This is a genomic window from Streptomyces sp. NPDC001816, from assembly GCF_042892235.1.
Taxonomy (GTDB): Bacteria; Actinomycetota; Actinomycetes; order Streptomycetales; family Streptomycetaceae; genus Streptomyces.
The window spans coordinates 121,930-146,119 of sequence record NZ_JBIATY010000008.1; the positions used below are offsets into that span (position 1 = coordinate 121,930).

Annotated in this window: 20 protein-coding genes; 16 read left to right on the plus strand and 4 right to left on the minus strand. The window is 72.1% G+C overall.

Annotated features, from left to right (window positions below; translation table 11 throughout):
• The first annotated feature begins 2 nt into the window (after positions 1–2).
• The 12 genes from ACFYZZ_RS27780 to ACFYZZ_RS27835 all read left to right on the plus strand — a co-directional run bounded on the left by ACFYZZ_RS27780 (position 3) and on the right by ACFYZZ_RS27835 (position 7,020).
• On the plus strand, positions 3–1,358 hold the full coding sequence (locus ACFYZZ_RS27780) for an FtsK/SpoIIIE domain-containing protein (RefSeq protein ID WP_389181279.1): 1,356 nt from the start codon (positions 3–5) through the stop codon (positions 1,356–1,358).
• 204 nt (positions 1,359–1,562) lie between these two features.
• Positions 1,563–1,721, plus strand: a complete 159-nt coding sequence (locus tag ACFYZZ_RS27785; RefSeq protein WP_389181282.1) for a hypothetical protein — start codon at positions 1,563–1,565, stop codon at positions 1,719–1,721.
• Positions 1,721–2,383, plus strand: a complete 663-nt coding sequence (locus tag ACFYZZ_RS27790; protein WP_389181285.1) for a DUF2637 domain-containing protein — start codon at positions 1,721–1,723, stop codon at positions 2,381–2,383. Before ACFYZZ_RS27785 ends, ACFYZZ_RS27790 begins: the two co-directional genes overlap by 1 nt.
• A 20-nt stretch (positions 2,384–2,403) precedes the next feature.
• On the plus strand, positions 2,404–2,598 hold the full coding sequence (locus ACFYZZ_RS27795; RefSeq protein WP_389181288.1) for a hypothetical protein: 195 nt from the start codon (positions 2,404–2,406) through the stop codon (positions 2,596–2,598).
• A gap of 1 nt (position 2,599) precedes the next feature.
• The gene (locus ACFYZZ_RS27800) at positions 2,600–2,791 is read left to right on the plus strand and encodes a mobile element transfer protein (protein ID WP_389181291.1); all 192 of its coding nucleotides are present in this window, start codon (positions 2,600–2,602) and stop codon (positions 2,789–2,791) included.
• A gap of 12 nt (positions 2,792–2,803) precedes the next feature.
• Positions 2,804–2,962 (plus strand): hypothetical protein, encoded by a 159-nt coding sequence (locus ACFYZZ_RS27805; RefSeq protein ID WP_389181294.1) that lies wholly within the window; start codon positions 2,804–2,806, stop codon positions 2,960–2,962.
• A gap of 18 nt (positions 2,963–2,980) precedes the next feature.
• Complete coding sequence (locus ACFYZZ_RS27810; protein WP_389181297.1) at positions 2,981–3,301, plus strand: SpdD-like protein; 321 nt, start codon at positions 2,981–2,983, stop codon at positions 3,299–3,301.
• 93 nt (positions 3,302–3,394) lie between these two features.
• Positions 3,395–3,946 carry a GGDEF domain-containing protein gene (locus tag ACFYZZ_RS27815; protein ID WP_389181299.1) on the plus strand — a complete coding sequence of 184 codons (552 nt, stop codon included), beginning with the start codon at positions 3,395–3,397 and terminating at the stop codon, positions 3,944–3,946.
• An 84-nt stretch (positions 3,947–4,030) separates the two neighbouring features.
• The gene (locus ACFYZZ_RS27820; RefSeq protein ID WP_389181302.1) at positions 4,031–4,216 is read left to right on the plus strand and encodes a hypothetical protein; all 186 of its coding nucleotides are present in this window, start codon (positions 4,031–4,033) and stop codon (positions 4,214–4,216) included.
• Positions 4,209–5,585, plus strand: coding sequence for a replication initiator protein RepSA (gene repSA, locus ACFYZZ_RS27825; protein WP_389181305.1), 1,377 nt, complete (start codon positions 4,209–4,211; stop codon positions 5,583–5,585). The genes ACFYZZ_RS27820 and repSA overlap by 8 nt, the downstream gene beginning before the upstream one ends.
• Positions 5,579–5,785 carry a helix-turn-helix transcriptional regulator gene (locus ACFYZZ_RS27830; RefSeq protein ID WP_389181308.1) on the plus strand — a complete coding sequence of 69 codons (207 nt, stop codon included), beginning with the start codon at positions 5,579–5,581 and terminating at the stop codon, positions 5,783–5,785. The genes repSA and ACFYZZ_RS27830 overlap by 7 nt, the downstream gene beginning before the upstream one ends.
• The gene (locus ACFYZZ_RS27835; protein ID WP_389181311.1) at positions 5,785–7,020 is read left to right on the plus strand and encodes a tyrosine-type recombinase/integrase; all 1,236 of its coding nucleotides are present in this window, start codon (positions 5,785–5,787) and stop codon (positions 7,018–7,020) included. The genes ACFYZZ_RS27830 and ACFYZZ_RS27835 overlap by 1 nt, the downstream gene beginning before the upstream one ends.
• Before the next feature lie 134 nt (positions 7,021–7,154).
• On the opposite strand, the gene ACFYZZ_RS27840 is transcribed toward ACFYZZ_RS27835, so the two are convergent.
• The 4 genes from ACFYZZ_RS27840 to ACFYZZ_RS27855 form a co-directional block, all read right to left on the minus strand.
• Positions 7,155–7,559 carry a hypothetical protein gene (locus ACFYZZ_RS27840; protein WP_389181315.1) on the minus strand — a complete coding sequence of 135 codons (405 nt, stop codon included), beginning with the start codon at positions 7,557–7,559 and terminating at the stop codon, positions 7,155–7,157.
• Positions 7,560–7,955: 396 nt separating this feature from the next.
• The gene (locus tag ACFYZZ_RS27845; protein ID WP_389181318.1) at positions 7,956–9,515 is read right to left on the minus strand and encodes an alpha/beta hydrolase; all 1,560 of its coding nucleotides are present in this window, start codon (positions 9,513–9,515) and stop codon (positions 7,956–7,958) included.
• Between the two features lie 152 nt (positions 9,516–9,667).
• The gene (locus ACFYZZ_RS27850; protein WP_389181321.1) at positions 9,668–11,212 is read right to left on the minus strand and encodes an alpha/beta hydrolase; all 1,545 of its coding nucleotides are present in this window, start codon (positions 11,210–11,212) and stop codon (positions 9,668–9,670) included.
• A gap of 99 nt (positions 11,213–11,311) precedes the next feature.
• Positions 11,312–14,194: a lysylphosphatidylglycerol synthase domain-containing protein gene (locus ACFYZZ_RS27855; protein ID WP_389181324.1), complete on the minus strand. Its 2,883-nt coding sequence runs from the start codon at positions 14,192–14,194 to the stop codon at positions 11,312–11,314.
• A gap of 186 nt (positions 14,195–14,380) precedes the next feature.
• On the opposite strand from ACFYZZ_RS27855, the gene ACFYZZ_RS27860 reads away from it, so the two are divergent.
• The 4 genes from ACFYZZ_RS27860 to ACFYZZ_RS27875 all read left to right on the plus strand — a co-directional run bounded on the left by ACFYZZ_RS27860 (position 14,381) and on the right by ACFYZZ_RS27875 (position 24,046).
• Positions 14,381–14,767: an MGMT family protein gene (locus ACFYZZ_RS27860; RefSeq protein ID WP_389181327.1), complete on the plus strand. Its 387-nt coding sequence runs from the start codon at positions 14,381–14,383 to the stop codon at positions 14,765–14,767.
• Between the two features lie 266 nt (positions 14,768–15,033).
• A complete protein-coding gene (locus ACFYZZ_RS27865; RefSeq protein ID WP_389181330.1) occupies positions 15,034–18,849 on the plus strand; it encodes an ATP-dependent helicase in 3,816 nt (1,271 codons plus the stop codon).
• A gap of 115 nt (positions 18,850–18,964) precedes the next feature.
• Positions 18,965–22,561 carry a UvrD-helicase domain-containing protein gene (locus tag ACFYZZ_RS27870; RefSeq protein ID WP_389181332.1) on the plus strand — a complete coding sequence of 1,199 codons (3,597 nt, stop codon included), beginning with the start codon at positions 18,965–18,967 and terminating at the stop codon, positions 22,559–22,561.
• 81 nt (positions 22,562–22,642) lie between these two features.
• Complete coding sequence (locus ACFYZZ_RS27875) at positions 22,643–24,046, plus strand: dipeptidase (protein ID WP_389181335.1); 1,404 nt, start codon at positions 22,643–22,645, stop codon at positions 24,044–24,046.
• The last annotated feature ends 144 nt before the right edge of the window (positions 24,047–24,190 follow it).

A 24,190-nucleotide genomic window follows, 5' to 3' on the forward strand; every position in this document is an offset into this window, starting at 1 on the left:
TCATGACCGGCTTCACGGTCGCGCTGGTGCTGGTCGTCGCCGCTGCGGGTCTCCTGCGGTGGCGGCGCCCCGCCTGGTACTGGCTGACCTTCGGGGTCGCTCTCGCCGCCCTGCGGGTCCTGGTCCGCTACGCCTCCGTCATGGACGCCTGCGGTCTGACGGTCCCGCCCGCGCGCTGGCGCCTCGCCTTAGCGCGGGTCACCAACCGGCCCGTGCCGGAGTCCCGTCCGCCGCGCATCCTGCGGCTGCGGCCGACCCGCACCGGCCTGGTCCTGCGGCTGGGACTGCGCCCCGGACAGGATGCCTTCGACGTCGCCGCCGCCTCGGACCGGTTGCGGCACTCGTTCTCGATGTACGGCGTCACCTCGCGTGAGCTGCGCTCCGGGGTCGTGGAAGTGCGGATGACCGGCTACGACGTCCTCAAGCGGGTGCAGATGCCCGCCAAGCTCGACACCCGTCCGATGCGCGTGCCGGTCGCTCTCCGCGAGGACGGTTCGGTCCACTACCGCGACTACCGCGCCGTCCCGCACGCCCTCACCCTCGGGGCCACCGAGTCCGGCAAGTCCGTCTACCAGCGCAACCTGGTCGCCGGGCTCGCCCCGATGGACGTCGCCCTGGTCGGCATCGACTGCAAACAGGGGGTGGAGCTGTTCCCCCTGGCCCGTCGTTTCTCCGCGCTGGCCGACAACCCCGACACCGCCGCCGAGCTGCTCGACGCGCTCGTGTCTCGTATGGGAGCGGTCTACCAACTCATCCGCGCCGAGCAGCGCGTCACCGCTGACGTCCCGGACGCCGAGATAGCCGCGGACATCTGGGACCTGCCCGAACACCTGCGACCGGTGCCGGTCGTGGTCCTCGTCGACGAGGTCGCCGAACTCGCCCTCTTCGCCAGCAAGGATGAGGAGAAGCGGCGGGATCGCATCATCACCGCCCTGGTTCGCCTCGCCCAGCTCGGCCGCGCCGCCGGCATCTACCTGGAGATCTGCGGACAGCGCTTCGGCTCCGAACTCGGCAAGGGCATCACCATGCTCCGCGCCCAGCTCACCGGCCGCACCGCCCACCGGGTCAACGACGAGACCTCCGCGAACATGGCCTTCGGCGACATCTCCCCGGACGCCGTCCTGGCCGCCATCCAGATCCCCGCTGAGATCCGCGGGCTCGCCATCGCCGGGGACTCCACCGGCGGGTGGCACCGCATCCGCGCCCCGCACACCTCCCTGCGCCAGACCACCAACACCTGCAACCGGCACGCCGACCGCACCCCGGAACTGCCCGAACTGGCCCCCTTCCGGCCCAGGCTGACCAGCTCCTGTGAGGCCCCGGTGCCTCTGTCCAAGACTGCTCCCGCCTCGGCCTGACCCTTCCCACTTCCAGGTTGGCGCGACCGCTTCGCGCCAGGTCCCTACCCCCGCCATGCCTGATCACAGAAAGGAGCCCCGATGTTCTGCGAGCACTGCGGCGATCTTGACGGCGCCGAGACCGGCATCGACCACGACGAGCGTGACTGCCCCTGGTACGAGGTCGCCACCGACGACACCGACAACCCGGAGGACTGACCCGCCATGTGCCCCGACTGCGAGGACTTCGCCCGCACAGTCCTGCTGCTCGGCCAACTCGCCCTCTACGCCGACACCACCGGCGCGGACCTCGACTTCGTCGACGCCGTCAGTCCGTCTCTGGCCGCCTCGCTGCCGGAACCGCCGACCGGGGAGGCGGCCTGATGGCCACCCGTCACGGTCTGCGCGTCGATGCTGTCCTGGTTCAGGCCGTCATCGCCGGAGCCCTGTCCTTCGCCCATCTGCACGACCTGGCCGCCGCTGCCGGGCAGGACGGGTGGAAGGCCTGGGCCTACCCGGTCAGCGTCGACCTGCTCCTGGTCGCCGCCTGGCGTCGTCTCCGTACGGACGGCCCGTCCCGGCTCGCCTGGTGCTGGTTCCTGATCGCGCTGTTCGCCTCGCTCGGCGCCAACGTCGCCACCGCCGGATTCCTCGACCTGGCCAACCCGCCCGCCCTGCTCCGTCTCGGCATCGCCGGATGGCCCGCCCTCGCCTTCCTCGGCGGCACCCTCCTCGCCCACTCAGCAGACCACCAGATCCCGGATCCGCCGGCACCCACCCGGATCCCGGAACCCGACATCGCCACCGAACCGGAACCCGAGCCCCTGCCTGAGCCGGAGCCCATACCCGCCCCGGCAGAGGAGGCACCGGCCCTTCCGGCCGCCGACCCGGCGCCCGCAGTTCCCGCCGTCCTCGTCGACCACGCCCGCAAGGTCGCCGCCGAGTACCGCGACCGCACCGGCGCCCCGATCGACACCGACACCCTGCGCACCCGCCTCGGCGTCCCGCCCCACCTCGCCGACGCCATCGCCGCCCAGCTCGCCTGACCCGGACGACAGGACGACAGATGACCTCCGACCCCGCCGACCTGACCGCTGCCGACTACCTCGACGCTGCCCGCGAGATGACCGCCGCCGACCGGCCCTACCTCGCCCACTTGCTCGCCGAGGAAGCCGCCCAGCTCACCACCGACCCGGCCACCGCTGCCGGTATCCGCGCCAGCTTCCCCGACCCGACCACCACCCAGAAGGAGAAAGACTGACATGCCCGCCCGCGACAACTTCCACTCCGTCCTGCGCATCGGCCCGGTGCAGATCGGCACCCACCGCGACCGCACCGGCCAGACCAAGCACGCCGCTGTGTGCACCGCCGACCGCTGCGGCTGGTCCGCTGACTACTCCAGCCAGACCGCCGCCCAGCTCGCCGCCCGCACCCACCGCTGCCGCCTCCGCTAGGAGACATCCGTCATGCAGGTCCCGCTCTGGCTCGCCCTCGCCGTCGTCGGCTACCTCGGCGTCAAGTTCCTCCGCCCGCCCTGGTGGCTCGTCGCCGTCCTCCTGCTCGGCGGCTACCTCCTCGCCGACAGCGTCCTCGCCCCCGCTATCGACACCGCCCTCACCAAGTAACCGCAAGGGAGAACCGCGATGCTCCGCCCGAAGATCCCCACCATGCCCACCCCGACCGGGCTCGTCTCCCCGCCCACCGTCGTCGAGCCGACCAACGTGGTCCAGCACGCCTCCACCACACCCGCCCCGGTCCCGGTCGCGCGGGTCTCGTCCCGGCCCACCGTCCAGCTCACCCCGGGCACCGTCCTCGCCCTCGTCGGCGGCGGCACCGCCGTGGTCCTGGTCGTCGGCGCCGTCCTCGTATCGATGCTCCTCGCCGTCACCATCACCGGCGCGTCCGTCGCCGTCTGCGCCCTGGTGATCCGCTCCCTCATCACCGCCGACGCCAAGCGCCGCTGACCGCTCCCGAGAGCGACGCACAAGCCGCCAAGCACGCCGCCGCTCTTGGGACCGGAATCCGTAAGCCAACCGCCATCGCCGAGGGAGAAAGTCATGGACCTGACCACAGCCGCGAGCATCGTGCCGTTACTCGGGTGGGCCGTGCACGGCGGCATCCTCACCCGCCGCCTCGCCACCGCCCGCCGCGACCCGCTCACCGGCCTCCACACCCGCGCCGGATGGACCACCCGCGCCGAACACCTCATCCGCCGGCACCCGCGCGCGGCCGTGCTCCTGGTCGACCTCGACCACTTCAAGACCCTCAACGACACCCACGGCCACGCCGCCGGGGACGCCGCCCTCATCGCCACCGCCGACCGGCTGCGCACCTGGTGCGGACACAACGGCATCGCGGGCCGCCTGGGCGGAGACGAATTCGTCGCCGCTGTCCGAGACCTGGCCGCCGCCGACGTCGACGCGCTCACCGCCGCACTCCACCAGCCGCTGCACTACGACGGGACGTCCCTGCCGCTGGCTGCCTCGGTCGGCACCTGCACCATCACCCAACTCCCGGTGCCCGCCCTCACCGACGCCCTCGCCGCCGCCGACGCGGCCATGTACGCGACCAAAGGCCGCGCCCGCCGGGGCTCCCGCTCCTCTCGCTGACCGGCCACCGGGTGGCGCACAAGCCGCCAAGCACGCCGCCACCCGGGGCCGTTCCTTCCAACCGCAATCGAAAGGAACACCATCATGGCCCAGCACACCCCGCCCTCGCCGAGGATCTGCCCGGCCTGCGACGGCTTCGCCTCCGTCGCCATCACCCTCGGCGGCCGAGACGCCCGCGGCCACCTGCGCACCATCACCGCGCACTGCCCGGCCTGCCACGGCACCGGCACCGCCCCCGCCCGCCGCGTCCGGGAGGGCGCCCGTGCCTGACACGCTGCTCGACCCGACCACCCTTGGCGACCTGCTGAGGGTGGCTTCGGCTTCTGACTACGCCCGCTGGGAGGACCAGGTCCGCCGTACCGGCGGCTGCGCCGACCCCATCCATCTCACCGGCTGGGTCCTCCACAAGGACAAGACCACCGGCGAGACCCTGCACCACTACTCCACCGAGAACGAGCCCGGCGGACGTCTCCGCATCGCCTGCGGCAACCGCCGCGCGTCCCGCTGCCCGGCCTGCGCCTGGGTGTACGCGGGCGACACCTACCGCCTCATCCGCGCGGGCCTGGCCGGAGACGAGGACAAGGACATCCCGGCCACCGTCCGCGACCATCCCCGCGTTTTCGCCACCCTCACCGCCCCTTCGTTCGGCCCGGTCCACAACCGGCCGGACCGAGGCGTCTGCCGCTGCGGCACCCGTCATGCCGTCGACGATCCCGCCCTCGGCACCGCCCTCGACCCGGCCACCTACGACTACGCGGGCGCCGTCCTCTTCAACAACCACGCCGGTGAGCTGTGGATGCGCTTCGCCAACCGGCTTCGCCGCGAGATCGCCGCCCGCGCTTGCCTCACCCAACGCGAACTCAAAGGGGCCTGCCGCGTCTCCTACGGCAAGGTCGCCGAATTCCAGAAGCGCGGTGCCGTCCACTTCCATGCCGTGATCCGCCTCGACGGACCGGACGGGCCCGACTCCCCACCGCCGACATGGGCCACTACCGACCTGCTCACCGACGCTATCCGAGCGGCTGCCGCGCATTCGTACAGCAGCGTGAGCGTGCCTGCCGCAGAGGACCAGCCCGCCCGCACCTTCCGCTGGGGCACCCAGCTCGACGTCCGCCCGGTCAAGGCGTTCGGTGACGGCTCCGACCTCACCGAACAGGCCGTCGCCGCCTACGTCGCCAAGTACGCAACCAAGGCCGCCGAGACCACCGGCACTCTCGATCGCCGCATCGGTGAACTCGCCGAACTCGACCGCCACCAGGTCCCCGACCACGCCCGCCGCCTCATCAAGGCGTGTAGGGAACTCGACCCGCTCTACCCCGACCGCCGTCTGTGGGCCTGGGCTCACATGCTCGGCTTCCGGGGCCACTTCAGCTCAAAGTCCCGCAACTACTCGACCACCCTCGGCGCCCTCCGTCAGGAACGCGCCGACTACCGAGCTGCCCAAGAACGCGAAGCCCTCGGCCTGGACGACGTCGAGCCGGACACCGTCCTGGTCCTGGCCGACTGGCAGTACGCCGGACACGGCCACACCCCCGGCGAATCCGCCCTCGCCGCCACCATCGCCCGCGACCTCCAGCTCAACCGCGAAACCGCCCGCGAAGCCCTACGTGACCACCTCGTCGATGAAAGGGAATGCTGACCATGGCCTCAGAGCTGCCGAACCGGTTCCTGACCCCTGAAGACCTGGTCGATATGTTCGAGCTGCCCAGCGTGGAGACGGTCTACCAGTGGCGCCGCAAGCACACCGGCCCGCGAGGCTTCCGGGTCGGCCGGCACCTCCGCTTCGACCCAACCGACGTGCGGGCCTGGGTGGACTCACAGCTGGGGGAGGCTGCCTGATGGCCGGGCACATCCAAGACCGCTGGTACCGGTCCGAGACTGGCCCGGACGGCAAGACGCGCAAGGTCAAGACCGAGCGATACGGCGTCGGGCTGCGTTATCGCGCTCGCTATGTAGGTCCCGACGGCACTGAGAAGTCCAAGAGCTTCCCCGACCGCCAGAAGCGGCTCGCTGAGCAGTGGCTCGCACAGATCGAAGCGGACATGTCACGTGGGCAGTACATCGACCCGCAAGCCGGTCGCCTCACCGTTCGCCAGCATGCCGAACGCTGGCTGGCGTCGCTCACCATGGACCCGGGCACGTTTGTGGGCACCGAGCAGCGCATCCGCCTGCACGTTCTGCCGTACCTGGGCAGTCGCACACTGGGGTCGCTCCGCCCGACGCACATACGCGAGTGGCTGCGGAAACTTCAGGACGGGGGAGTCGCGCCTGCCTATCAGCGGGTGATCTTCGCGAACCTCTCCACCATGTTGACGGCGGCTGTGGATGACCGCCTCATTCCCGAGAACCCCTGCCGTTCGTCGTCCGTGCGTGCGCCGAAGCTCGACCCGCGCCGGATAGTTCCCTGGCAGCGCGAGCGTGTGCTGGCGGTTCGCTCGGTGCTGCGGGAGGAGTACCGGGCCATGGTGGATCTGGCTGGTGGATGTGGCCTGCGGCAGGGCGAGGCCCTGGGCCTTGCGGTCGAAGACGTGGACTTCATCGAAGGAGTGGTCCACGTGGTCCGCCAGGTCAAGCTCATCCGTAACCGCCCGGTGTTCGCGCCGCCCAAGGGAGCCAAGACACGCACGGTCCCGCTGCCCGAGAGCGTCGCTCGGTCGCTTGAGGAACACATCAGCCGGCATCCGCCCGCCGCTGTGACGTTGCCGTGGCGGGCGGTCGATGGCTCGCCGGTCACAGCGTCGCTGCTCTTCCATAGGAATCAGGACCGCCCGGTCAACCGTAACGACTTCAACCGCTGGGCCTGGCGCCCGGCCCTGGATGCGGCGGGCGTCCCTCACGGCCGGGCGAGCGGCATGCACGCCCTGAGGCACTTCTACGCCTCCGTTCTCCTGGACGCGGGGGAGAGCATCAAGGCTGTGTCGCAGTACCTGGGGCACCACGACCCGGGCTTCACCCTGCGCACGTACACCCACCTGATGCCCAGCAGCGAGAAGCGCACCCGGGAGGCCGTGAACCGTGCCTTCGCGGACGGCCCGGATACCGATGACGGCCCCACGACGGCCCAGGGGGAGTGAGGATGCAGGAAACATGCAGGCTAGGCGGCTCATGGCCTGACTTGCCGGTCTACTGATCACCGGCCTCGCCGACCAGCGAGCCTGAAGAAGCCCACGGCTCTGACCAGTTCAGATGCCGTGGGCTTCTGTCGTTCCTACTTGAGGTTGACGGTTTGCGTCTCGGTGCCGGTGCTCGCCGGCCTCGTGATCGTGATGCTCTTGCCGAACGTGTGCTGTTCGTTGTCACTGTCCACGCAGGTGATCTTGACGTTGGCCGCCAGGCCCTTCTGTGGAACCTTCGTGAAGGTCACCGAGTAGGACTCCGACACGTTTTCGCCGGAGAGCTGATCCGACGCGGTCTTCCCCTTGGCGACTATGGTCACGTCAGTCGCCGAAGAGTCCTCGAATCGCTCGCAGCTCGCGGTTCCCGCCACGGTGACCCTGGCTGAATTCGGATTGCCGTGTGCCGTACCGGTCGCTGCCGCAGGAACGACGACTGCCAGCGAGGCCACGACCATGGCGGAGCCGAGCCTGTTCGCCTTGCTGCTGAAATCCCGCATTCCAGTCTCCACTTGTGAGCTTCGGACCGCGCTGACGAGGACGTCGGGCTGCGTGAACCCGGGTATGGCGTCGCATCGCCGCTGCGGCGTGCCGTCGCGTGGTGGTTGCGCCTCCCGAGGGCATGACCGAACGCACGCTGCTTGTGCGTGGGGCCGGTTGTGCTGCGCGCGGGGTGGCGCGGAGTGTCATGGTGGCCGGTGCGTTCCGGCTTCCGACGCCCGTCAGTCCGCTTGCCGGCTGCGACGAGGCCAGCCGTGGCGTCTACAGTCCGACCGTAGCGACTCCTGAATAGTATGTCCACTTATGGGCTAGTTGTTGTAATTTATTCCTCAACTGCCGCGCCCTGCCGCGCTTCTGACCCGGAACGCGGGTCGTGGGCGGGGCGCCGGCCGTCGTCAGGAGCAGACCGTGCCGTCCTTCGGTACCCTCCCGTCGAGCAGGTAGGCGTTCACCGCCGAGTCGACGCAGTCGCTCCCGTTGCCGTACGCCCCGTGTCCCTCGCCCTTCCAGGTGAGCTCCACGCCGACGCCCTTGCCAAGCTCGTCGGCCATCCGGCGGGCACCCTCGTACGGCGTCGCCGGGTCCCCGGTGTTGCCGACCAGCAGGATCGGTGCCGCACCCGGCGCGCCGACCTCAGGGGTGTCGTACTGGCCCGGCACCGGCCAGTCGTGGCACCAGCCGGCCGTGTCCCAGCCCAGGAAGTCACCGAAGACGGGTGAGATCCGCTCGAACTCCGGCAGCAGCTTCCTCGTCTGCGCGAGCGTCGGCCGCTGCCTGTCGTCCAGGCACGATATGACCCGCTGGGCGTGGCCCCTGGTGCCGTAGTGCCCCGAGGCGTCCCGCTCGTTGTAGTCGTCCGCGAGCGCCAGCAGCTGTGAACCGTCGCCCTGCTCGGCCGACTTGAGCGCGCTGGTCAGCCGGGGCCATCCCGCCTCGCTGTACAGGGGCACGATGATGCCGGTGACCGCGAGCGTCTGGTTCAGCTTCCGCCCGGACGACGTGGGCAGCGGCTTCGCGTCGAGCCGTCGCAGCAGGTCCACGATCTTCCTGGAACCCTGCTTCGGGTCCTGGCCGGTGGACTTCAGGTAGTCGTCCAGGGCCCGTTGGAAGCCGCGGGCCTGGTTCTCGGCGTGGCCCACCGCGTCCGCGGTCGGGTCGACCACCGCGTCGAGGATCAGTCTGCCGACCTGCTTCGGGAACAAGTGGGCGTACACGCCGCCCAGTTCGGTGCCGTAGGAGATGCCGAAGTAGTGCATCGTCCGGTCGCCGAGCACCTGCCGCATCAGGTCCATGTCGCGCGCGGTGTCGGTCGTCGAGACGTGCGCCAGCAGCGGACCGGCGGCCTTCTGGCACCCCTTGCCGAAGTCGGTCGCGTCCTGCAGGTACGCCTTCTCCTCGGCCGGTGTGTCCGGGGTGATATCCACTCCCTCGGCGGCCTCGATGTCCCGGTCGGCGCGGCAGCGTATGCCCTCGCTGGCGCCGACCCCGCGCGGGTCCCAGCTCACCAGGTCGTAGCGCTCGCGCAGCTTGGAGACGGTGGCCCCGTAGTACGGCATGACCGAGACGCCGGAACCGCCGGGGCCGCCGAAGTTGAACACCAGCGAGCCGATCTGGTCGCTCCCGGTCGCCTTCGCGCGGATGAGGGCGAGGCCGATCGTCCTGCCGCCCGGCTTCGACCAGTCCAGCGGGACCTTGAGCGTGGCGCACCGCCAGTCGTCGCTCGGAGCGCCGGAGTCTTTGGTGGACTTGCAGCGGTGCCAGTCGAGGTGCTGCGAGGTGAGCGAGGCGGGGAGGTCCGCCGTGGACGGTGGCGCCGACGCCGGAGCCTGGCCGGTCTCCCCGGCCGAGCTGGTCCCCTTGCCCTCGTCGCGGCCCCCGTCCGACGAGCCGCCGCCGCATCCGGCCACCAGCAGCGCTGCGGCCGCGGCGGCCGTCCACCGCAGGAATCGAGACATGCGCACCCCCTCGCAGGCCCTCCGCGTCGTGCCGCGGTGGGCGTTCAGGCCATGGTAGGCGGAGCGGGATCAGCCCGCGGTAGCCTGTGGATAACCGTCTGACCTGCGACTTCATATGGATGGTCGGACGTTTGTTCCGGGGTTCCCGGATTCTAGGAGCAGACCGTGCCGGCCTTCGGCACCTTCCCGTCCAGCAGGTAGTCGTTCACCGCGCTCTGCACGCACTTGTTCTTGCTGTCGTACGCCCCGTGCCCCTGGCCCTTGTACGTCAGCTCGACGCCGACGCCCTTGCCGAGCGCGTCCACCATCTGCTTCGCGCCCGCGTACGGGGTGGCGGGGTCGCCGGTGTTGCCGACGACGAGGATGGGCGCCGACCCCGGCGCGCTGACGTCGGGGTGGTCGGCGGCCCCGGGCACGGCCCAGTCGGTGCAGCTGACCATGCCCCAGGCCAGGTAGTCCCCGAACACCGGGGAGGCGGCACGGAACTCGGGCACCTTCTGCTGGGCCTGGTCCGCGGTGTACCGCGGTTTCTCGTCGGAGCAGTTGATGGCGATGTTGGCCGCGGTGATGTTGCTGTACTCGCCGTTCTCGCTGCGCCCGTTCATCGAGTCGGACAGCAGCATCAGGATCTTGCCGTCGCCCTCGTAGGCTTGCTCGAGCCCCTCGGTGAGGTACTCCCAGAAGTCCTTGGAGTACAGGGACTGCGCGATGCCGTTGGTCGCCGCGGTCTGGGTCAGCTGCCGCGGGAAGATGCCGGGGATCGGCTTCTTCTCCAGGTCCGCCAGCAGTTTGGCGATGCGGTCCTTGACCTCCTGCGGGGTGTCGCCGATGGGGCACTCGGTCGTCTTCGAGGTGCAGTCCTCGGCGAAGTTGTCGAGCGCGAGCTGGAAGCCCTTGGCCTGTCCGAGCGCGCTCTGCTCGGGGTTCAGGGTGGGGTCGACCACCGCGTCGAAGACCGCCCGGCCGACGTTCTTCGGGAACAGGTGCGCGTAGACGCCGCCGAGTTCGGTGCCGTAGGAGATGCCGAAGTAGTGCAGCTTGTCGTCGCCGAGGACCTGGCGCATCAGGTCCATGTCGCGGGCCGCGTCGGTGGTGCGCACATGCGGCAGGATCTGCTTGGAGTTCTTCTCGCAGGCCGAGTTGAACTGTTTGGTGCGGTCCAGCAGCTGGGCGCGCTCAGCGCTGTCGTCGGGGGTCGCGTCCTGCTGGAAGAACTCGTCGAGCTGGGCGTCGCTCTCGCACTTCACGGGCGCGCTGCGGCCGACCCCGCGCGGGTCGAAGCTCACCAGGTCGTAGCGGGTGTTCAGGGCGGCGTAGTCCGCGCCGAAGGCGGGCAGCGTGGCGACGCCACTGCCACCGGGGCCCCCGAAGTTGAACACGAGCGAACCGATCCGCCGGCTCGGGTCGCCGGTGGCCTTGGCGCGGATCAGGGCGATGTCGATGGTGTCGCCCTTGGGGTCGCTCCAGTCCCGGGGCGCCTTCATGGTGGCGCACTGCCACTTGGCACCACTGGGCAGCGGGGACGGAGAGGTGCCGCCGCCCTCCGCCTCGGACGGCGCCGGGCAGTCCTTCCAGTCCAGCTTCTGTGCCGGCAGGTCCCCGTCCTTGGCGCCCTCGCTGCATCCGGCCAACAGAGCGGCCAGCACCACGGCGCTGGTGGTCAGAGCGGCGGCACGCAGCCGGATGGGGTTCGCCATACATCCATCCTGCGCGCGCGCACGCCGGGGCGCGCGGGACGCGAGCCGTACGAGGTACGCCCCTGGCCTGCAGCGCAGGCCCGTTCCGCGACGCCGCTCCTACAGGGCACCCTTGCGCGTGAGCTGGTTGAAGGCGAGCCAGCCGGGCAGCACCGGCAGCCACAGCGTCAGCAGCCGGAACAGCAGGACGGCCGGCGCGGCGACCTCCTTGGGGAGGCCGACGGCGATCAGGCCGAGCGTCAGGCTCGCCTCGACCGCGCCGACGCCGCCCGGGGTGGGCGCCGCGGAACCGAGCGCGTTTCCGGCGAGGAAGACCACGGCGACACTGGCGATGCTCAGCGAGGCCGAGTTGTCGCCGAACGCCCGGATGGAAGCGTCCAGGCACATCACGAAGCAGAAGGTCAGCAGCAGCATGCCGCCGATGCCGGTGACCAGCTTCTGCGGCCGCTGGAGCACGTCGAGCATGCGCGGCACGACACCGGCGAACAGCGACCTCACGCGCGTGACGACGAATTTCCGCAGGAACGGCACCGAGGTCACCACGAGCACCAGCACCGCCACGGTCAGCAGCCCCGCGATGACCGTCCGGGACGGCGACAGCGACGGCGTCTTCTCGGTGCCGGTCAGGTAGCCGAAGGACAGCAGCATCAGGATGTGGCAGCCGAGCCCGAACAGCTGCGACGCGCCGACGCTCGCCACCGCGAGCCCCGGGCGCACGCCCTGGCGCTGCAGGAAGCGCGTGTTCAGGGCGACACCGCCGACCGCCGCCGGAGCGACGATCTTCACGAAGGACCCGGCGACCTGGGCGGCCACCGTCCGCAGGAACGGCACCCGCTCCGGCACGAACCCCAGCAGCGCCATCGCGGCGGCCACGTAACTGAGCGCGGAGAACAGCACCGCGGCGATCACCCAGCCCCACTGGGCGTTGGCGATCAGCGGACCGAACTCGATGTGGGTGAGCTGGGTCAGCAGGAAGTACGCACCGATGGCACCGGCGATGAAGCTGATCAGCGTGCGCGGCCGCACCCGCTCCAGACGGGCCGGCTCCACGGGTGCCTGCGGCCTGATCCGCAGCACCTCGTGGCGGATCTGCGTGAGCAGATCCTCCTCGCGGGCCTCCTCGAGTGCCTCGTCCAGGGCCCGCTTCTCCGCCCGCTGCTCGGCCCGGACCGTCTTCTTGTCACGCTTTTCGAGCACGGGCCCGGCCGTCTCGGAGGCCTCCGCCAGCCGGGCCTGCTTGGCCTGCCGGGACGCCTCCAGCACCGCCTCGCGTTCACGCTGGGCCCGCTCCCGGGCCAGCTTGCGCAGGGTCGCGCGCGTGGAGCGGGTCAGCGCGATGGGCTGCAGCATCGGCAGGCAGTCGGCGACGGCGTCCGGGCCGAGCACCCCGACGGCCGAGGCCACGGCCCGCTCGGCGCCCACCCGCAGACCGAGCGTGGTGACCAGCTGCGCGACGTCCATGCGCAGCAGCAGATCGCCGGCCGCGATCTCGCCGCCGCGCAGCTCCGCGAGGATCACCTTGCCGGAACGATCCACCAGTATCGCGTCACCAGCCAGCCTGCGGTGCGCGATGCGCCGGGACTGCAGCGCCTGCACCTGGTGCCAGGTGTGGCGCAGCAGTTCGTCGGTGATCTCCTCGTCCGGCAGCGAGTCCAGCGTGCGCCCGCCGGTGTGCTCGTAGACGAGCATCACCGCGTCCGGGCCGAGTTCGGAGGTGGCGATCAGCTTGGGCGCATTGGCGCCCGCCGAGATCGCCGCGTACGCGAGCAGCGCCTCCTGCTCCAGCGCCTGGCGCAGCGACTGGAGGCTGGAGCGGGTGGCGAAGCCGCGCAGGGTCAGGTTGCGCCAGGCGCGGTAGAAGAAGCCCTGGGCCTGCTGCTCACGGTCGACGACCGTGACGTCCAGCGGCGGGCCGTCCTCCAGGGTGACGAAGTAGCGCCGTCCGCGGTCGCCGTTCTCCTCCACGGACTCCTCGCGAGCCGCGCTGACCGGGTGGAAGCCGACGTGCCTGAGGCCCGCCATCAGGGTCCGGCCGGTGGGGCGGACATTGGGCGAGCCGACCGCGTACAGCGTGCCGTAGGCGACGGTCCAGCCGATCAGCACCGTGAGGATGATCGAGAACGGGGTCGTGTAGCCGGTGACCAGCATCGAGAACGCGTCGAGCAGCAGCACGATCCACAGCACCGCGCGCCATCTGGGTCGGCGGGACATGCCGACGGCCGTCATATAGGCGATGACGGGCGCGAGATAGCCGTGCACCGGGTCGGTCAGAGCGTGGATGTCGCCCGGTGAGGGCTGGGTCAGCGCCTCCTGGATGGAGTCCGGGGCGGCTCGGGCGACCCACAGGTCGGTGGCGAGGGTCACTCCGTGTGCGAGGACGGCCGCCAGGACGCCGTCGGCGATCCGCAGCCCGTCCCGTTTGATCAGCCGCTCGATCGCGAAGGCGACCGGCACCAGGAGGATCGCGATGCTGGACGCGAGTCCCGCGATCTTGATCAGCAGGTCCGGGGCCTGCCCGGTGCCCTTGTTGATGTCCTGTTCGAGGCCCGAGGTGGTGCCGTGCGCGAACGCGGCGATCGCGACCAGCACGACGATGGCGAGCACGCCCACCAGGAAGCGCATGAGGTCGGAGGGGCGGTGCACGCGCGCGGGGAGCAGCGGTTCGTCGCCCTCGACCTCCTCCGGATGAGGATCTTCGTCACCGGAGCCAGGGCCCTCGTCGGAGCGCGGGTTCCCGGGGACGTGTGCCCCCTCGGCGGCGCCGGTGACGTCGCCACGCGCACGCGTGCCGTCGTCGCGCGCACCATCGTCCGCGCGCACGTCCTCGCGCGATGCATCTGTTCGCACGTCCTCGCGCGGTGCACCCGTGTCGTCCGGGCCCGTCGCACCGGTGTCTACCTGGCCGGAGCGGGCGGTCTCGGGACGCGCGGAAGCGTCAGGGGTGCCCTCCGCGCCTTCGGGGTGCACGCCCTGCTGCATCATGGTCTCTTCTTGGTCTCGTATCACCGGTCACCGCCCGCACGATGGTGGCATGCCCCACCGGCACACGCGGGCATCAGGGTGCGGATGGGCGGTCGGACAGTCTGCCGGAAGCGCCGCCCGAGGGCGAGGGGCCCGGGCCCGGACTTCCGTGCCGCGTTGTCGGTGGGGTGCGGCAGGATGGGGCGAATGAGCGAGCAGAGCCCTGCCGAGGACACCCGAGAGGGGTACGCGGACGCCTTGCCGGAGTACGCCGAGCGGGTCCTGGAGGTCGCCGAGCGGATTCCGCCGGGCCGCGTCATGACGTACGGCGATGTCGCCGAGTGGCTCGAGGAGGGCGGACCCCGTCAGGTCGGCCGGGTGATGGCCCTCTACGGGAGCGCCGTCCCCTGGTGGCGCGTGGTGCGCGCCGACGGGGCGCTGCTTCCCGGCCACGAGCTGCGTGCCCTCGACCACTACCGCGCGGAGGGCACGCCGCTGAAGGAGGCGGGCAGGAGCACCGAGGGCCATCTGCCGCGGCTCGACATGAGACGTGCGCGATGGGACGGCGGCACGGTCGCGGAGGGTCACACCTGACAGCTTCCGCCATCGGATGCCGTCGAGGGGAACCCGTGGCCCGTACGAGGGACACGGGGGACGTCCGTGGCATGACGTACGTTCGTGAGGTGAGGGACCCACGTGACACGAGGGCCACGAGAGCCGCGAGGGAAGAAGCGGAAGCCCTGCTTCCGCCCGAGGCGGCGGCGTAGCGTCGGCTGCACGTGTCCCCCTCACCCCGCGGCCACCGCCTCGCACGCGTGACCGCCTGCCCACCAGCACAACCACCAGGACCGGCGAACCACGTGAGCTCCTCTTCCTCCATCAGGCGCCTGCCGCACCCCCCGGTGCGGCAGGGGAGCCGTGGCGCTTACCGACTGGTCCGTACCCCGCCTGCCGAAGTGGATCCCCCTCGTCTTGACGCGGCACAGCGCGCCGTGGTTGACCACAAGGCCGGACCACTCCTCGTTCTCGCAGGTCCGGGCACCGGCAAGACCACCACCCTGGTGGAGTCCGTGGCCGCGCGCATCGCCCGTGGCGGGGACCCGGAACGGATCCTGGTGCTGACGTTCAGCCGCAAGGCCGCCGTCGACCTGCGCGACCGCATGGCCCTGCGCATCGGCGCGGCCCGCGCGCCCCGGGCGACCACCTTCCACTCCTATTGCTACGCCCTGGTCCGCGCCCACCAGGACAGCGGCCTGTTCGTGGAGCCGCTGCGCCTGCTCTCCGGCCCCGAGCAGGACGTCACCGTGCGCGAGCTGCTGGCCGGGCAGCCCGAGCTGCAGCAGCTCGGCCTCGACCACGTGAGCTGGCCGGACGAGCTGCGCGCCTGCCTGACCACGCGCGGCTTCGCCGACGAGGTCCGCGCCGTCCTCGCCCGCAGCCGTGAGCTGGGCCTCGGCCCCGGCGCACTGGACGCCTTCGCCCGCCGCATCGGCCGCCCCGACTGGCGCGCGGCCGCCGCCTTCCTCGCCGAGTACCTCGACGTCCTCGACCTGCAGGGCGTCATCGACTACGCCGAACTGGTCCACCGCGCGGTGCTGCTCGCCCACCGCCCCGAGGCCGCGGCACGGCTCGCCGCCCGGTACGACGCCGTGTACGTCGACGAGTACCAGGACACCGACCCCGCCCAGGTGCGGCTCCTGCAAGCCCTGGCCGGCGGCGGCCGCACGCTGGTCGCCTTCGGCGACCCCGACCAGTCGATCTACACGTTCCGGGGCGCCGACGTGAACGGCATCCTGGACTTCCCGGCGGCCTTCCCGCGCGCGGACGGCCGCCCGGCCCCCGTCGAGGTGCTGCGCACCTCCCGCCGCTCCGGCGCCGCCCTGCTGGCCGCGACCCGCCTGATCACCCAGCGCATGCCGCTGCCCAGGCTGCCCGCCGAGAAGGTACGCGCCCACCGTGAGCCGGCAGCCGTGCGCGACGGCGGCCGCGTCGAGGTCTACACGTACCCGACGGCAGGTACGGAACTGGACAACATCGCCGACATCCTGCGCCGCGCGCACCTGGAGGACGGCGTCCCCTGGAGCGACATGGCCGTCCTCGTACGCGCCGGCTCCCGCACCATCCCGACGCTCCGCCGCGCCCTCACCGCGGCCGGCGTCCCCCTGGACATCGACGGCGACGACCTGCCCCTGCGCCACGAGCCGGCGGTCGCCCCCCTGCTGACGGCACTCAGAGTGGTGGCGACGGCGGAGGCCGCGCGGCGCCCTGGCGAGGAGGCACGCGGCGAGGGGGAGGGGACCGGGGCGAACGCGGACGGCGCTGGCGACATCGGCACGGATGCGCTTGCCGGGGCTGACGCGGACGGTGCTGCCGACGCCGGCACCGATGCGGTCGCCGAGGCTGGCACGAAGCACCCTGCCGTAGTCCGCACCGATGCGCTTGCCGAGGCCGACGCGGACGGTGCTGCCGAAGCCGGCACCGAAGCGCTGGCTGAGGCTGACACGGACGGTGCTGCCGATGCCGGCACCGATGTGCTCGCCGGGGCCGACGCGGGCCACCCTGCCGTAGTCGGCACCGATGCGCTTGCCGAGGCCGACGCGGACGGCGCTGCCCAAGCCGGCACCAAAGCGCTGGCTGAGGCTGACACGAACGGCGCCGCCGTAGTCGGCACCGATGCGTTTGCCGCGGCCGACGCGGGCCACCCCGCCGAAGTCGGCACCGAAGCGCCTGCCGAGGCCGACGCGGACGGCCCTGCCGGCACCGGCACCCGTGAGCCCGCCGCACAGCCGGCCCCCGATGCGTACTGGCTCGACGCCGAGACCGCTCTCACCCTGCTCGCCTCTCCGCTCGCCGGTATGGACACCGCTGACCTGCGTCGACTCGGGCGTGCCCTGCGCGAGGAGGAGCGGGTCGCCGGGAACCCGCTGCCGCCGCCCTCGGACGAGCTGCTCGCGCGGGCGCTCGCCGAACCCGAGCGCCTCGTGGCGCACGACCCGGCGTACGCGCGGGGGGCACAGCGCCTCGGCGCGCTGCTCCGCAAGGCCCGTGAGCGCCTCGCGGGCGGGGGCACGGCCGAGGAGGCGCTGTGGGACCTGTGGGAGGGCACACCCTGGCCCACGCGCCTGGAGCGGGCCGCCCGGCGCGGCGGTGCGGCCGGCCGTAACGCGGACCGCGACCTGGACGCCGTGTGCGCACTGTTCGCGACCGCCGCGCGCGCGGAGGAGCGCATCGGTGGACGCGGCGCCCTGAACTTCCTGGAGGAGATCGACGCCGAGGACATCGCCGCCGACACCCTCACCCGCCGCGCCGTGCGCCCCGACGCCGTCCGCCTGATGACCGCCCACCGCGCCAAGGGCCTGGAATGGCGGCTGGTGGTCGTCGCCGGCGTCCAGGAGGGGCTGTGGCCCGATCTGCGCCGCCGCGGCTCCCTCCTGGAGGCGGACCGCATCGGCCGTGACGGACTCGCCGAACCGCTCACCCCGGGCGCGCTGCTCGCCGAGGAGCGACGCCTGTTCTACGTGGCCGCCACGCGCGCGCGTGAGCGTCTCGTCGTCACCGCCGTGAAGGCACCGGCCGACGACGGCGACCAGCCCTCCCGTTTCCTGACCGAGCTGGGCGTCGAACCCCGGGACGTCACCGGCCGCCCGCGCCGCCCGCTGGCCGTGGCCGCGCTCGTCGCCGAGCTGCGCGCGACCACCGTCGACCCGCGCGCCTCGGCGGCCCTGCGGGAGGCCGCCGCCCGCCGTCTGGCGAGGCTCGCCGCGCTCGCCGACGAGGACGGCCGCCCCTTGGTGCCGTCCGCGCATCCCTACCGCTGGTGGGGCATGTTCGAGCCGACCGAGAGCAAGGTGCCGCTGCGCCACCACGACCAGCCCGTCGTGCTCTCCGGCAGCGCCCTCGACCAGCTCGCCAACACGTGCGCCCTGCAGTGGTTCCTGGGCCGCGAGGTGAAGGCCGACGCGCCCGCCACCACCGCCCAGGGCTTCGGCAACGTCGTCCACGTCCTCGCCGACGAGGTCGCCTCCGGCCGCACCCCGGCCGACCTCGACGTGCTCATGGAACGCCTGGAGTCGGTGTGGAACGCGCTCGCCTTCGACGCGCCCTGGAAGTCGGCGCAGGAGAAGGACAACGCGCGCGCGTCGCTCGAACGCTTCCTGAACTGGCACGTACTGGACCGCACCGGCCGCACCCCGGTGACGAGCGAGCAGGACTTCGACGTCACCCTCGAAGCGGGCGACTACCAGGTCCGCATCCGTGGCCAGATGGACCGCGTCGAAGCGGACGGCGAGGGCCGCGCCTACGTCGTGGACTTCAAGACCGGCAAGCAGGCGCCCAGCGCCGCCGAGGTGGCCCGCCATCCGCAGCTCGCCGTCTACCAGCTCGCCGTCCGTGAGGGCGCCGTGGACAACGCCTTCGACGGCGTACGTCCGGAGCCCGGCGGCGCGGAACTGGTGCATCTCAGGCAGGGCGCGGCCAAGCGGGACGGCGGCGAGAGCCTGCCCAAGGTGCAGGCCCAGGAGCCGCTGGCGGGGGAGTGGGTCGGCGAACTGCTGGCCACCGCCGCAGGCAAGGTCCTCGACGAGCGGTTCACCCCGACCGCCGGCCAGCACTGCACGCACTGCGCGTTCCGCGCCTCCTGCAGCGCCCGGCCCGAGGGGCGGCACGTGGTCGAGTGACCTGTGCCAGGGGCGAGGGTGACGTACGGCACCACAGGCGTTGACCTGCGTCTCTTCCTCCCCGGGCGGCCGATCTGTCCTCGGATGTCAGTGCCCGCCGCTAGCCTCTGACGACATGCCCGCCCGTATCACCGATCCCGAGCAGCTCAAGGAGCTCCTCGGCATCCCGTTCACTCCGGAGCAGACGGCCTGCATCACCGCGCCGCCCGCACCGCAGGTGATCGTGGCCGGAGCCGGGTCGGGCAAGACCACGGTGATGGCGGCCCGCGTGGTGTGGCTGGTCGGCACCGGCCAGGTCGCCCCCGAACAGGTCCTCGGCCTGACCTTCACCAACAAGGCCGCGGGCGAGCTGGCCGAGCGTGTCCGCAAGGCACTGATCAAGGCCGGCGTCACGGACCCCGACGCCCTCCCGTCACCCGACCACCGCCCCTCGACGACAGCGCTTCGCGCTGACCCCATGTGGCCGGACCCGGACCATCCGCCCGGCGAGCCGGTGATCTCGACGTACCACGCCTTCGCCGGCCGTCTGCTGACCGACCACGGCCTGCGCATCGGCCTCGAGCCGACCTCCCGGCTGCTGGCCGACGCCACCCGCTACCAGCTCGCCGCGCGCGTGCTGCGCGAGGCCCCCGGGCCCTACCCGGCGCTGACCCGCTCCTTCGCCGACCTCGTCAGCGACCTGCTCACCCTCGACTCCGAGCTGGCCGAACACCTCGTGGCCCCCGACGAACTGCGCGCCTGGGACGCCGGCCTGCTGCGCACCCTGGAGGGCGCCAAGCTCACCAACGCCGACCTGCGCAAGGTCCCCGACACCGCGGCCGCCCGCCGTGAACTCACCGACCTCGTCGTGCGCTACCGGGCCGCCAAACGCGAACGCGACCTGCTCGACTTCGGCGACCAGATCGCCCTGTCCGCCCGCCTCGCCGGCATCCGGGAGGTGGGCCGGCTGCTGCGCGAGGAATTCCGTGTGGTGCTCCTGGACGAGTACCAGGACACCTCCGTGGCCCAGCGCGTCCTGCTGTCGGGCCTGTTCGGCGGCGGCACGGGCCACCCGGTGACCGCCGTCGGCGACCCCTGCCAGGCCATCTACGGCTGGCGCGGCGCCTCCGTGGCCAACCTGGACGACTTCCCCGAGCACTTCGCCCACGCCGACGGCAGACCCGCCACCCGCCAGGCGCTCAGCGAGAACCGCCGCAGCGGCGGCCGCCTCCTCGACCTCGCCAACGGCCTCGCCGAACCGCTGCGCGCCATGCACGCGGGCGTGGAGGCCCTCCGCCCGGCCCCGGGCGCCGAACACGACGGCACGGTCCGCTGCGCCCTGCTGCCCACCCACGCGGAGGAGATCGACTGGATCGCCGACTCCATCGCCCACCTCGTACGCACCGACAAGGCCCCTGGCGAGATCGCCGTACTGTGCCGCACGGCCACCGACTTCGCCGAGATCCAGGGCGCCCTCGTCGCCCGCGACATCCCCGTGGAGGTCGTCGGCCTCTCCGGCCTGCTGCACCTGCCCGAGATCGCCGACCTCGTCGCCGTCTGTGAAGTCCTCCAGGACCCTGGAGCCAACGCGTCCCTGGTACGCCTGCTGACCGGCCCGCGCTGGCGCATCGGACCCCGCGACCTCGCCCTCCTCGGCCGCCGCGCCCGCCTGCTGGTCGCCCACGCGCGCGTGGACGACGCCGACGACCCCGACCGCAGGCTCGCCGAGGCCGTCGAAGGCGTCGACCCGTCCGAGGTGATATCGCTCGCGGACGCCCTGGACACCTTCCTGGAGGCGCCCCTCGACGAGCGCGCAGGGGACGACGACGGGCTGCCGTTCTCCCCGGACGCGCGCGTGCGCTTCGCCCGCCTGGCCGCCGAACTGCGCGATCTGCGCCGCTCCCTGTCCGACCCGCTGATGGACGTCCTGCACCGCGTCCTCGCCGTCACCGGCCTGGAGGTGGAGCTGTCGGCGTCCCCGCACGCGCTCGCCGCCCGCCGCCGCGAGACCCTGTCCAACTTCCTGGACGTCGCGGCCTCCTTCGCGGCCGGCGACGGCGAGGCCACACTGCTCGCCTTCCTCGGCTTCCTGCGCACCGCCGCCCAGTACGAGAAGGGCCTCGACAACGCCCTGCCCGGCGGCGAGAACACCGTCAAGGTGCTCACCGCGCACAAGTCCAAGGGTCTGGAGTGGGACGTCGTCGCCGTACCGGGACTCGTCAACGGCACCTTCCCGAGCGCCCAGGGCCGCGAGAAGTGGACCGCGCAGGCCAAGGTGCTGCCGCACGCCCTGCGCGGCGACACCGCCACCCTGCCCGACGTCGGCTCCTGGGACTCCCGGGGCATGAAGGCCTTCCACGAGGCCATGAAGGAGCACCAGCACACCGAGGAGCTCCGCCTCGGCTACGTCACCTTCACCCGCCCCCGCTCCCTCCTCCTCGGCTCCGGCCACTGGTGGGGTCCCAGCCAGAAGAAGCCACGCGGACCCTCCGACTTCCTCCAGGCACTCCACGACCACTGCGCCGCCGGGTACGGAGAGATCGAGGCATGGGCCGACGAGCCCGCCGAGGACAAGGAGAACCCGGCCCTGCACACGGCCACCGCCGACCAGGTATGGCCCCTGCCCCTGGACGACGCGGCCCTGGCCCGCCGCCGCGCGGCCGCCGAAACCGTCCTCACCCACCTGGACACCCTGGCCGCCCGGCAGGACGGCCACCCGCCCGCCACCCACGACCCCGCCACCGTCGACGACCCGGACTGGCCTACCCCGGCGGACGAAGAAGACCCCGACTGGCCCGCCCCGGCCGACGACGAGGACCCGTACGGCGAAGCGTTCCCCTACGACGAGGACCCCTTCGCCGGAGAGGCGCCGTACGACGAGGGCGTCGCGTCCCCAAAGGAGCCCGCCGACTGGGATTCCTGGACCGGCGAGCGGCCGACCGTCCCCCACCAGGCGCCCGCCCCGGCCGAGCCCACCCGGGCCGGCGAACGCGCCGCCGAACGCACCCACGCCACCGAGCCCGGGCACCCCGCGCCCCTCACACCCGAGGAAGCCCGCGCCATCGCCTCCTGGGACCGTGACCTCGACGCGCTCACGGGCGAGCTGCTGCGCGCCCGGCAGGGCGTCACGGACGTCCCCCTGCCGGCCACCCTGACGGCATCCCAGCTACTGCTTCTCGCGCAGGATCCGGACGGGCTCGCACAGGAACTCGCGCGCCCCATGCCGCGCCCCCCGCAACCCGCCGCGCGCCGGGGCACCCGCTTCCACGCCTGGGTCGAAGCACGCTTCGAGGAACTGACGCTGCCCATGCTGGAACCGGACGAGCTGCCCGGCAGCGAAGCCGAGATCGCCGACGAACGCGACCTCGAAGCCCTCAAGGACGCCTTCGAACGCACCGAATACGCCCACCGCACCCCGTACCGGATCGAGGCCCCCTTCCAGCTCACCCTCGCCGGCCGCGTCGTACGCGGCCGCATCGACGCCGTCTACCGCACCGGCGACGGCGACGCGGCGACCTACGAGATCGTCGACTGGAAGACCAGCCGCACCCGCAGCGCCGACCCCCTCCAGCTCGCCGTCTACCGGCTGGCCTGGGCCGAGCAGCAGGGCGTGCCGCCCGAGTCGGTCACGGCCGCCTTCCTGTACGTGCGCACCGGCGAGGTCGTACGCCCCGAGAACCTGCCCGACCGGGCCGCCCTGGAACGGCTGCTCAACGGTGATCCAACCGAGTGACACACAAGAGGCACGCAAGGGATCCCGAGTGTGACGAACAGCCCGCCGAGGATGTCGGTGCGGGCCGATAGGCTCGAGAGCATGAGCCAGACCCCGGACAGCGCCGTCCGTACGTACATCGAGCAGCAGCGCGCCGCCTTCCTCGACGACCTCGCCGCATGGCTGCGCATCCCCTCCGTGTCGGCCCAGCCCGACCACGCGCCCGACGTACGGGACAGCGCCGAATGGCTCGCCGCCAAGCTCAAGGAGACCGGCTTCCCGACCACGGAGGTCTGGCCGACCCCCGGCGCCCCGGCCGTCTTCGCCGAATGGCCCTCGGGCGACCCGCAGGCGCCCACCGTCCTCGTCTACGGCCACCACGACGTCCAGCCCGCCGCCCGCGAGGACGGCTGGGACAGCGAGCCCTTCGAGCCCGTCATCCGCGACAACCGCCTCTACGCGCGCGGGGCGGCCGACGACAAGGGCCAGGTGTTCTTCCACACACTCGGCGTCCGCGCCCACCTCGCCGCCACCGGCCGCACCGCCCCCGCGGTCAACCTGAAGCTGCTGATCGAGGGCGAGGAGGAGTCCGGCTCCGAGCACTTCCGGGCCCTCGTCGAGGAGCACGCCGACCGGCTCGCCGCCGACGCCGTGATCGTCTCCGACACCGGCATGTGGTCCGAGGACACCCCGACCGTCTGCACCGGCATGCGCGGCCTCGCCGAGTGCGAGATCCGGCTGTACGGCCCCGACCAGGACATCCACTCCGGTTCCTTCGGCGGCGCCGTCCCCAACCCGGCCACCGCCGCCGCCCGCCTGGTGGCCGCCCTGCACGACGAGCACGCGCGCGTGGCCGTCCCCGGCTTCTACGACGGCATAGCCGAGCTGACCGACCGCGAACGCGAGCTGTTCGCCGAACTGCCGTTCGACGAGGAGCAGTGGCTGCGCACCGCCAAGTCGTACGCCACCCACGGCGAGGCCGGACACACCACCCTGGAGCGCATCTGGGCCCGCCCGACCGTCGAGGTCAACGGCATCGGCGGCGGCTACCAGGGCCCCGGCAGCAAGACGATCATCCCCTCCTCGGCCATGGTGAAGCTGTCCTTCCGTCTGGTCGCCGGCCAGGACCCCGACCACATCGAGAAAGCCGTCCGCGCCTGGGCCGCCGAGCAGGTACCCGCCGGGATCAGGCTCCAGATCAGCTTCGGCCCCGCCACCCGCCCCTGCCTGACCCCGCTCGACCACCCCGCGCTGCAATCCGTGGTCCGCGCCATGGGCCGCGCCTTCCAGAGCCCGGTCCGCTACACCCGCGAGGGCGGCTCCGGACCCGCCGCCGACCTCCAGGAAGTCCTCGGCGCCCCCGTCCTCTTCCTGGGCATCTCCGTCCCCTCCGACGGCTGGCACGCCCCCAACGAGAAGGTCGAACTCGACCTCCTCCTCAAAGGCGTCGAAACCAGCGCCTACCTGTGGGGCGACCTCGCCGAGAACTGGCGTCACACACCCTGACCGACACGCGCCGTACGGGACCGCATGGCGCGCGGGGCACACTGGAGGGACCGCCCGCACGCCCCGCCCGAGCCCGCCCCGGTGCCCTCCCGCCCACACCCGCCCGAACCGCCCGCCGAAACGAACCTTTCCACTGGGGGAGTT